General features: G+C 64.2%; 9 protein-coding genes. 3 read left to right on the forward strand and 6 right to left on the reverse strand.

What is annotated here, in order from left to right:
* Both JNK99_RS11635 and JNK99_RS11640 read right to left on the reverse strand, forming a co-directional pair.
* On the reverse strand, nt 1-563 hold a 563-nt coding region (locus tag JNK99_RS11635; protein ID WP_291853137.1), incomplete at its 3' end, for an Arm DNA-binding domain-containing protein.
* Between the two features lie 110 nt (nt 564-673).
* Nucleotides 674-1,000 carry a hypothetical protein gene (locus tag JNK99_RS11640; protein WP_291853140.1) on the reverse strand — a complete coding sequence of 109 codons (327 nt, stop codon included), beginning with the start codon at nt 998-1,000 and terminating at the stop codon, nt 674-676.
* A gap of 189 nt (nt 1,001-1,189) precedes the next feature.
* Between JNK99_RS11640 and JNK99_RS11645 the strand changes: the two genes are divergently transcribed.
* Nucleotides 1,190-2,161, forward strand: coding sequence for a patatin-like phospholipase family protein (locus JNK99_RS11645; RefSeq protein WP_291853143.1), 972 nt, complete (start codon nt 1,190-1,192; stop codon nt 2,159-2,161).
* 94 nt (nt 2,162-2,255) lie between these two features.
* Here the strand turns inward: JNK99_RS11645 and JNK99_RS11650 are convergent, their stop codons facing one another.
* Complete coding sequence (locus JNK99_RS11650) at nt 2,256-3,953, reverse strand: phosphoethanolamine--lipid A transferase (RefSeq protein ID WP_291853146.1); 1,698 nt, start codon at nt 3,951-3,953, stop codon at nt 2,256-2,258.
* 147 nt (nt 3,954-4,100) lie between these two features.
* Here JNK99_RS11650 and JNK99_RS11655 point away from each other — a divergent pair, with 147 nt between their 5' ends.
* Together JNK99_RS11655 and JNK99_RS11660 are read left to right on the forward strand one after the other, a co-directional pair.
* A complete protein-coding gene (locus JNK99_RS11655; protein WP_291853149.1) occupies nt 4,101-4,760 on the forward strand; it encodes a response regulator transcription factor in 660 nt (219 codons plus the stop codon).
* The gene (locus JNK99_RS11660) at nt 4,757-6,061 is read left to right on the forward strand and encodes an ATP-binding protein (protein WP_291853152.1); all 1,305 of its coding nucleotides are present in this window, start codon (nt 4,757-4,759) and stop codon (nt 6,059-6,061) included. Before JNK99_RS11655 ends, JNK99_RS11660 begins: the two co-directional genes overlap by 4 nt.
* A gap of 136 nt (nt 6,062-6,197) precedes the next feature.
* Here the strand turns inward: JNK99_RS11660 and JNK99_RS11665 are convergent, their stop codons facing one another.
* The 3 genes from JNK99_RS11665 to istA all read right to left on the reverse strand — a co-directional run.
* Nucleotides 6,198-6,725, reverse strand: a complete 528-nt coding sequence (locus JNK99_RS11665; protein WP_291853155.1) for a hypothetical protein — start codon at nt 6,723-6,725, stop codon at nt 6,198-6,200.
* A 342-nt stretch (nt 6,726-7,067) separates the two neighbouring features.
* Nucleotides 7,068-7,853, reverse strand: coding sequence for an IS21-like element helper ATPase IstB (gene istB, locus JNK99_RS11670; RefSeq protein ID WP_291853158.1), 786 nt, complete (start codon nt 7,851-7,853; stop codon nt 7,068-7,070).
* Nucleotides 7,850-8,707: IS21 family transposase (gene istA, locus JNK99_RS11675; protein WP_291853161.1), on the reverse strand; the 858-nt coding region annotated here is incomplete at its 5' end. The genes istA and istB, both read right to left, overlap by 4 nt.

Here is an 8,707-nt window from a genome sequence, read left to right on the forward strand (position 1 = left end):
GATTCATGGCCATGGCGGTGCTCCCTGTGGTGACAGAGTGCAGGATAAGCCTCGCCGGGCTCACCCAGCGCGCCCGGCTGACGATCATTGCTAATCAGGACCCTCTTTATGATTTCCAGCAGGTGAGCCGCTGTCACCGAGCGAACAGGTAACGCGCCGATGTGGGGAAATACGTCGGATTCCATGAAGCGCTCCACCTGTCGCAGGTAGTAAGCGGTCCAGCCTGGTTTTTTCTGCCCGATCCATTCCCGCGTGACCGCCTCGAAGGTGTTCGCGTTGTCCCGAACAGTGATGAGGTCCTGTGCCTTGCGATGGTGGGCCGGATGGATACCCTGCTTGACCAACTCGCGCGCTTCCTCGCGTGCGCTACGCGCATCGGCGAGGCTTACCTGCGGGTATTCGCCGATGGCGTAGATGTTTTCCTTACCCGCAATGCGATAACGAAACCGCCACAGCTTGGTTCCCGACGGACGAATTTCCAGATACAGCCAGCCCCCATCGTTAAGCCGGATGGGCTTCTCGCCGGGTTTGGTGTTGCGGATTTTTGCGTCGGTGAGCGGCACGGTAGCGGGTATCAGTGTTTTGATACCCGCTACGATACCCGCTAATTTCTAGGATGGCAATGGATGAAACAAGTTCGTGTCGGACGCTAAACCATTGCATTTACTGGTAGTTAGGCGATATTTAGAATCTCGCCGGAACTGTCTGGATGTCGATGATGATTATCGATCATCATCAGCATCAGATAGTTGATCGCCTGGTAGTCGAAGGCAGAGTGCATCGCCTTCTCCAGTTTCGCCACCAACTCCGCCAACCGGGCCATTTCTGTGGGGGTTACCTCGGAAAAACGGGCGGCATGACGATTCAGCGACAGGATTCCTGCGCCGAGCGTCACCTGGGCCGGCCGCACCGACCAGGACCAGGCCTCGTTCCTGACCACCAGCAGTTCCTCGACCCGAAACTTTGCGCGAAAATCGGCCAGCATCTGCAGTTCGTTCATCTTTCCTCTCCCGTCGCAACAAAAGGCCAAAGGTAGCAGAAGTACGCCGAAGCGCGATGCCCGGTCCGCAGCCCGGCGCGATTGTCGAACGCTGCCGACCCGCCGCGCCGGCCCACCTTTCCGTTCGGCAGAAATGTGTCAGACTGGCACACCATGGCAACTCGACCAGTCACGAGGAGGGAGCAGCAGATGACCAGATATGGATTCGTCGCCTCGGGCGGCGGCTATCGCAGTTTCTACAGCGCAGGCGTCCTGGTCTGGCTGAGGAAGAACGATGTGCCGGTGGTACACATCGCCTCGACCAGTTCGGGCAACAACATCGTCATCGACTACCTGCTGTGGGACTGGGACAGCGAGGAATTGCCACCGGTGTTGTCGCGCACGGTCAGGCTCAACGTCAGCGACATCTTTCACATCTTCTCCAACTTTCTCGGTTTGCGCCCGCCATTACTGCCCGCCGGCACGCATCTGTTCAGCGTGGACAAGGCAAGTTGCCGCAAGTCGCTGCTGCTCGATGAGCCGAAGCGCCGTGCCTTGCTCGCCGAACATCTCGATGGCATGCGCTGGGATATCCGCGCGACCAATCTGAGCCAGCGGCGGGCTTGCTTCTTCAAGGTCAACGAGATCCTTTCAACGATCAACGACGCGAGTCTTGACGCGTTCATGGACGCCTTCCTGGCCGGCATCACCACCATCCCCTATTTCAAGGCGATCACGATCGACGACGATTACTACATCGAGGGAGGTTATCTGGACAACACGCCGCTGCGTACCCTGTTCGAGGATGACGAGGTGGACGAGATCATTGCCGTCGACTTCACCGACTACGACTATCACCGGGAACTCGACAAGCTCTACAAGTCAACCTCGTTCATTCTGCCGTTCAACAGCATCGACACTCACCTGCTGGTCAGCGACCTGCAACTGACGCTGCCCAATACCCGCATCTTTGCCCAGGCAACCCTGATCAACGCGATGCTGAAAGCGATGGGCAGGCAGAGTGCCGAGATCGACGGCAAACGCTATTTTGCCAAGCCGCTGCACGTCCTGCGACCCAAGGACCTCGAAAGCATGACCATTTCACTTAAGGACAGCAGCGCCCAGAAGCGCTACTTCGAACTCGGCCAGCAGCAGGTGGCGGCGATGTTCGCCACCGTCTGATTGCGGGATCGCCGCCGCGACTTGCGGCCTGCACGGGGTATGGGGGGTATGGGGGGTATGGGCAGAGTGCGGCACAACCGGCGGCCCGGGCTGATCACAGCCCTGCCCGCTCGATGCCGCGACAAGCGTGCACCAGATCCCAGTCCTTTTCGTAAAGGGCGGTGCGCACGTCGAGCAGACCGAGCAGCGTATGGAACAGGTGATCATGGCTGGCCGGCCTGGCGGCCCGCTGCTGCAGGCAGTCGGCATCCAGCCGGTCGAACCGGCGCAGACCCTCGGAGAACCACATCAGCATCGGCACCTGCTTCTGGACATCGGGGGCAATCGAGTATGGAATCCCGTGCAGGAAAAGGTTGTTCTCGCCAAGTGATTCGCCATGATCGGAAACGTAGATCACTGCCGAATCGACCCTGTCGGCCTGCGCCTGCAGCTTGGCAATCAGACTGGCCAGGACATGGTCGGTGTACAGCAGTGCGTTATCGTAGGCGTTGACGATCTGCTCGATCGAGCATTGGCCGAGGTCGTCGTTTTCGCACTCCGGCTGGAACCGGGCAAAGGCTGGCGGATGACGGCGGAAGTACGAAGGGCCATGATTGCCAAGCTGGTGCAGCACCAGCAGTTGCACCCCACTGGCTCTGCCCAGCCGCTCGTCGAGACCATGCAACAAGCCTGCGTCAAGGCAACGCCCACCAGAGCAAAGCCCCGGCGGATTGAGCGAGGCGACGGATTCGCTGGGTAGACCTTCGCACACGCCTTTGCAGCCAGACTGGTTGTCGCGCCAGAGGACAGCCACGCCGGCACGCACCAGCACATGCAGAAGGGATTCGCTGCCAGTGATGCGCGCCTCGTCGTAATCGCGCCGGCCGACCGGCGCCAACATGCACGGTAGCGACACTTCGGTGTTCGTGCCGCAACTCGTGACGCTGGTGAAGTTGATCAACCGCAAACCGGCAAGTTCCGGCGTCGTCTGCCGCGCGTAGCCATTGAGATTCCAGTTGGCCGCGCGCGCCGTTTCGCCGATAACCAGGACGACGACCAGCGGCTTGCTGCGCTCGGCCCAGGTGGGACCCGGCACGGCGTCCAGCCCGATGGGCCGGCGTGCTGCCGCCGCACCGCGCGCGTCGGCCATCGTCACGCTGCTCAACGACCACAGGTAGTTGGCCGGGGTCACCAGGTAACGCACTTCCCTGTGGTTGCGCATCAGTGACGAGAAGGGCTTGAATACGGCCAGCAGAGCGCCACCCGCGACGACCGCAGCGAGCAGCAGAACTGCCAGCCGGAAACCCACGGCGCGCAGTTTCGGCCGGCAAACGATCTGCGTTCGCCAGAGCAGGGTCAGGGGCAACACCGCATAGAGCAGCAGTTGCGTCAGCAGCGTCCAGGAGAAAAGCTCGCGCGCCTCGGCAACGTCGGTCCGGATGACATTGCGCAGCATCGAAGGGTCGAGGTACACGCCATAAGCCTTCATGAAATGCGAGGCCACGGCGGTGCTCACGATGAGCAGGGCAAGTAGCGGTTTGACCGTCCAGCGGTTGGCAAGCAGCGCCAGCAGAAAGAAATGCGCCGCCACCAAGAATACGCCCAGGGCGATAGCGAAACCCCAGGTCGTCAGATCCGACAAGGCACGGTCCTTGAGCGCCGCCCCGAAGAACGCCCGATTGGCGGTCAGCATCCAGAACACACTCGCCACCAGCAACAACTGCTCGACCGTCGCAGAAATGAGGAAACGTTCACGACAGAATGCCGCAGTGCCGGCCGACGGTGCCCTGGAAAGAAACGGTCTGATGGTCATCCGTGCATGCTGCACCGACAGTCTGAAGCCGTCCTTAAGCCAGCTCTGTGGGTCCGCCCGGAGCGCGGCGCCAGACCCGGCGGCAGGGCCGCTCGCCCTTCGGTACAATGGCTCGCCTTTCGGCATCAAGGATAGGTCAGGAAAACCATGCGACTGCTGCTGATCGAAGACGACGAAATTCTCGGCGAAGGGCTACGTGACTATCTGAGCGCCGACGGGCACCGCGTGGACTGGTGCCGCAGCCTGCGGGAAGTAGCCTCCTACCGCGGTGAACCCTACGACGCACTGCTGGTCGACTGGCAGTTACCGGACGGCTCGGGCCTCGACTGGCTGTCGGCGCGACGTGCCACCGGCGACCTGACGCCGGCATTGATGCTGACCGCACGCGACCTGCTCAGCGACCGTGTCCGCGGCCTTGACAGTGGCGCCGATGATTACCTGGTCAAGCCCTTCGCTCCCGAGGAACTGGCGGCGCGGCTGCGTGCGATCTGCCGGCGCGCCGCCGGCATGGGCGGAGCGCGCCGGCGCTACGGACAGGTCGAGGTCGACCTGGCAGCGCGCAGCGTGCATCTGGCGGGAGCGCGGGTTGAACTGACCGGCCGTGAGTGGGCAATCCTCGAAGCCCTGATCCTGCGCGCCGGACGCATCGTCCCGAAACAGGATCTCGAACGGCTGGTCCTCGGTTTCGATGCGGAATGGGCCAGCAACGCCGTCGAGGTGCATGTTGCCGGCCTGCGGCGGAAGCTCGGGCGGGCCATCGTGGAAACCCTGCGCGGCTTGGGCTATCGCATCGGTGAATCCGCATGAAGCGCCGTCTGCCGTCGATTCGCAAGCGACTGACCCGCGCCCTGGTGGTCTGGTCGATCCTCTGGGGCGTGGCGGTCTCGGCGGCGGTCTGGCTGGCCGTACGGCAGGAGGTCGACGAACTGCTCGACGACACCCTGCAGGCATCGGCCGGCGTCCTGAGCGGGCCACTGACGAACCAGGCCGGCGCCAATCAGGAAACGGGAGGCCAAACCCCTGGCCCTATCGCACACTCGCCGGCGCCCAGCGGTCGCTTCGCCTGGCAAGTGGTGCAGTACGCTCCGCACGGCCAAGCACGGGTCGTGCTCAGCGCACCGCTGGCGCCGGCAAGCGCGCTGCGCGACACGCCGTCGAGCGGCTTCGCAGACGTTCCCGGCTGGCGCGTCTTCGGTCTGCCCCTGGCCAATGACAGCCGGATGCTCTACGTCGCACAAAGTCACGAGGAACGACGCGAAGCGCAACTCGACGTCGCGTTCAGCGCGAGCATGGCAACCCTTGCCATCGCCCTGCTCGCCCACCTGTGGCTGCGCGCCCGCGCGCGCCATGAACTGCAGCCCCTGGAGCGGCTGGCACAACGCCTCGCGACGCACGATCCGGTCAACGCCAGCGCGACGCTGGGAAGCGCCGAGCGGACCGAACTGCAACCCGTGCATGCCGCCATCGATGGACTGACCGAACGGCTCGCGCACCGCCTGGCACAGGAACGCGCCTTCACGGCGCATGCGGCACACGCCCTGCGCACGCCGCTGGCCGGCATCGACGCACAGCTCGCCGTCGCCCTGCGCGAGTGCCCGCCGCAACTTCAGCCACGCCTGCAGCGCGTACGCACCGCCGCCGGTCGCCTGCAGCGCGTCGTGACGGCGTTGCTGACGCTCTTTCGCAGCGCCTCCGAGACACGGCCGCAACCGCTCGACCTCGCGGCGCTGGTCGCCCGCCTGCCAATCGAAGGACTCGCCTGCGAGATGGCCGACGGACTGGTGGTGACCGCCGACGCCGACCTGCTCGCCGCCGCACTGCTCAACCTGTTCGACAACGCGCTGCGCCACGGAGCCACCCGCGTCCACTTGTCGACACCGCGCGCCAACGTGCTGCGGGTGGTCGATGATGGTCCCGGGCTCAACCATGAACGGCGCGCTCGCCTGCAGAGCGCCCTGACGACCCAGACCTACGAGGGCCAGACCGGGCTCGGCCTGATGCTGACCGATCTCATCGCGCGCGCGCATGGCGGCGCCCTGCTGCTGCCCGAAGTCGACCAGGGCTTCGCCGCCGAACTGCACCTCGCCCCCGAACACGCCATCACCTGACGCTCGCCAGATGGCGGCACCCGCTGCGTGGCGCCTGATCAACGCCATGCCGGTGAGGAGCACGCAATCCTGGCCACCCGGCACGCGCGCTCGTGGAGCGGTGCGCATCAAACATCAAGATAGTTGTCGCCTGAACTCATACCGCCAAACGCATGTTTGTCGTGCTGGCGGTGGCCGCCGCGATGACGCTGTCCCGTTCCTGATTGAGCGTCACGGCATGACTGGGGGAGCAGTTGCCGGTCTGTCCGGAGCAGCGGGCCGGGTTGGCCTCGCGGGCGGTCTGGTAGAGCGCATGACGGGTCGCATCCAGGTCCGCGAAACCCTGGGCGGGAAACTCCGGCCGGTACTTGGCAGTGCGGAACCAGGCCTCGGCCTTGTCGTCGGACACCCGCGGCCGCGAGTACGCGGGCTTGACGCCCAGCCAGTGGAGCCTCGCCAGCACCATCGTGGCCTTGAACGTGGCGCCGTTGTCGCCGTGGAGCACCGGCTTGGTCGCGCGGGCCGCGATGCCCTCGGCCAGCGCGGTGCGGCGCACCAGATGGGCGGCATGCTCGGCGGCGTCGGTCTCGTGTCCCTCGGCGCCGACGATCTTGCGGCTGAAGAGATCCCGGATCAGGTACCGGTGGTGCCAGCGGCCGACCACGGTGGCCGGCAGATCGGTCATGTCCCAGCACCAAACCTGGTTGGGTACCGTGGCCCCCTGTGTCAGGATAGTTGTCCAGTCAACCCGATCTAAAGTCGGGTAACCAGGTGGGGGCGAGGAAGAGGACGAAGTGAGCTATCCGAGGGAACTGAAAGGGAAGGTTGTTGCGCGGATGATGGCTGCGGGGGACGAGCGGATCAGTGCGCTGGCCCGGGATGTCAACGGCGATTCAAAACTGATACAGATTTCCTTCGAGCAGCCATTCAAAACTGATAGACCCGCAAATGCTTCCCTTGCGCTGAAAGCGGCGCCAGGAGGGCGGGCCGCAGGCCCAACCGGATGGCGACGCTTTCAGCGCGGCGCTCAAGCGTTGGCCTCTCCTTTCCTGACCTGAACCATGCCCGCTTGCCGCTGGGGCTTCAATCGATAACTCTCGCCGGCAATCGGCACGATCCGCGCGTGATGCAGCAGGCGGTCCAGCAATGCGGCGGTTAGCGTCGCATCCTGGGCAAAGGTGGCGTCCCATTGCCCGAAGGGCAGATTACTGGTGACGATCCAGGAGCCGCGCTCGTAGCGCGCCGCGATCACCTGGAAGAACAGATTGGCCTGCTCCCGGTTTATCGGCAGGTAGCCAATCTCGTCGATGATCAACAGGCGGTAACCGCTGATCGCGCGCTGCATGACCGTCTTCAGCTGGTTCTGCGCATGCGCGACCGACAGGGTCATCAGCAAGTCTGCGGCGGTCATGAATCGGGTCTTGAGGCCCGCCTGGGTCGCGCGATCACCCAGCGCAATCGCCAGAGGCGTCTTGCCAACGCCGGAGGGGCCGATCAACACGACGTTCTCGTTGCGCTCGACAAAGCCCAGTCCGGCCAACTCGTCAAGCTGACTCTTCTTGACGCCGGCCGCGAAGGGGAAATCGAAGTCCTCCCGGGTCTTGATCGCCGGGAAGCCCGCCAGCCGGGTCATCCTGCTGTGCTTTCTGACTTGCCGACTGGCGGCTTCCGTCTTCAGGAGCGATTCCAGAAAGTCGCTGTAAGCCGTGCCCTGTTCCGCCGCAGTCTGGGCGGCGCCGGCGTAGCCTTGGGCGATAAAAGGCAGGTTGCGGGGCTCGCACAGAAATCGCAGACATTCGTGTTGCCGGTTCATTGCACCACCGCCAGTCCGGTCCGCCATTGGGCCAGCAGTTGTTCATACTCCGCCAGCGGATGCTGGGCGGGCAAGGGCGTGGCGATGCGCGCACTGACGACAACCGGCCGCGCGTTGCTTGGATCGCCGACTTGAGCTTCTGCAACCAGAGGTCTGGCCGCCGCGAGGCCGCCTCGCCACGCAGTCGGGATGGGCTGGAGATGCGGCCGCTCCTTGATCAATTGCACGCTGGGCTGGCGTTGGGTCGTGCCGTGGATGCGCGCATTGGCCCCCTCCTTGAGCCCATGCCGGACTTCGACCTTGGCGGTGACGACATCGAGCGGTAATCCCGCCGGTTTGAGTCGGGCCACCCAGGGAACGTCGAAGGAGCGGCGCAGGTAGCCGTTGAAGCGCTCGACCTTGCCTTGGGTGCGGGCGCGATACGGACGACTGAGTTTGATCACGAAGCCGCAGTGTTTGGCGTAGTCGAGAAAGCCGGCGTGGAAGCGGTGTTCTCCCGGCCCCTCGACGTCGCGATCCAGAACGACGGTCTTCAGGTGGTCGTAAAGAAGGCGCCGGGGGACACCGCCCAGGGCGGTGAAGGCTTTCTGGTGGCCGTCGATCAGCGTGCCGGCTTTCCTGTCGCTGACGAATTCAACGTCACTGGCCCGACAAAAACCCAGCGTGGCGCAGAACGCGTCGAGGGGTTGGCTGCCTTTGCGGAACTCGACCCAATCGACCTGCATTGGCTCGCCGGGGGCGGTCTCGAAGCGGACAACCGGCTCGGGCGGCAGGGTCGGCCTGAGCCCGCGCAGGAAGGAGCGCAATGGGCTCAGGCCGCCTTGGTATCCCTGGGCGGCAATCTCCCGAGGCAA

The sequence above is a fragment of the Accumulibacter sp. genome, from assembly GCF_016789985.1.
Classification (GTDB): Bacteria; Pseudomonadota; Gammaproteobacteria; order Burkholderiales; family Rhodocyclaceae; genus Accumulibacter.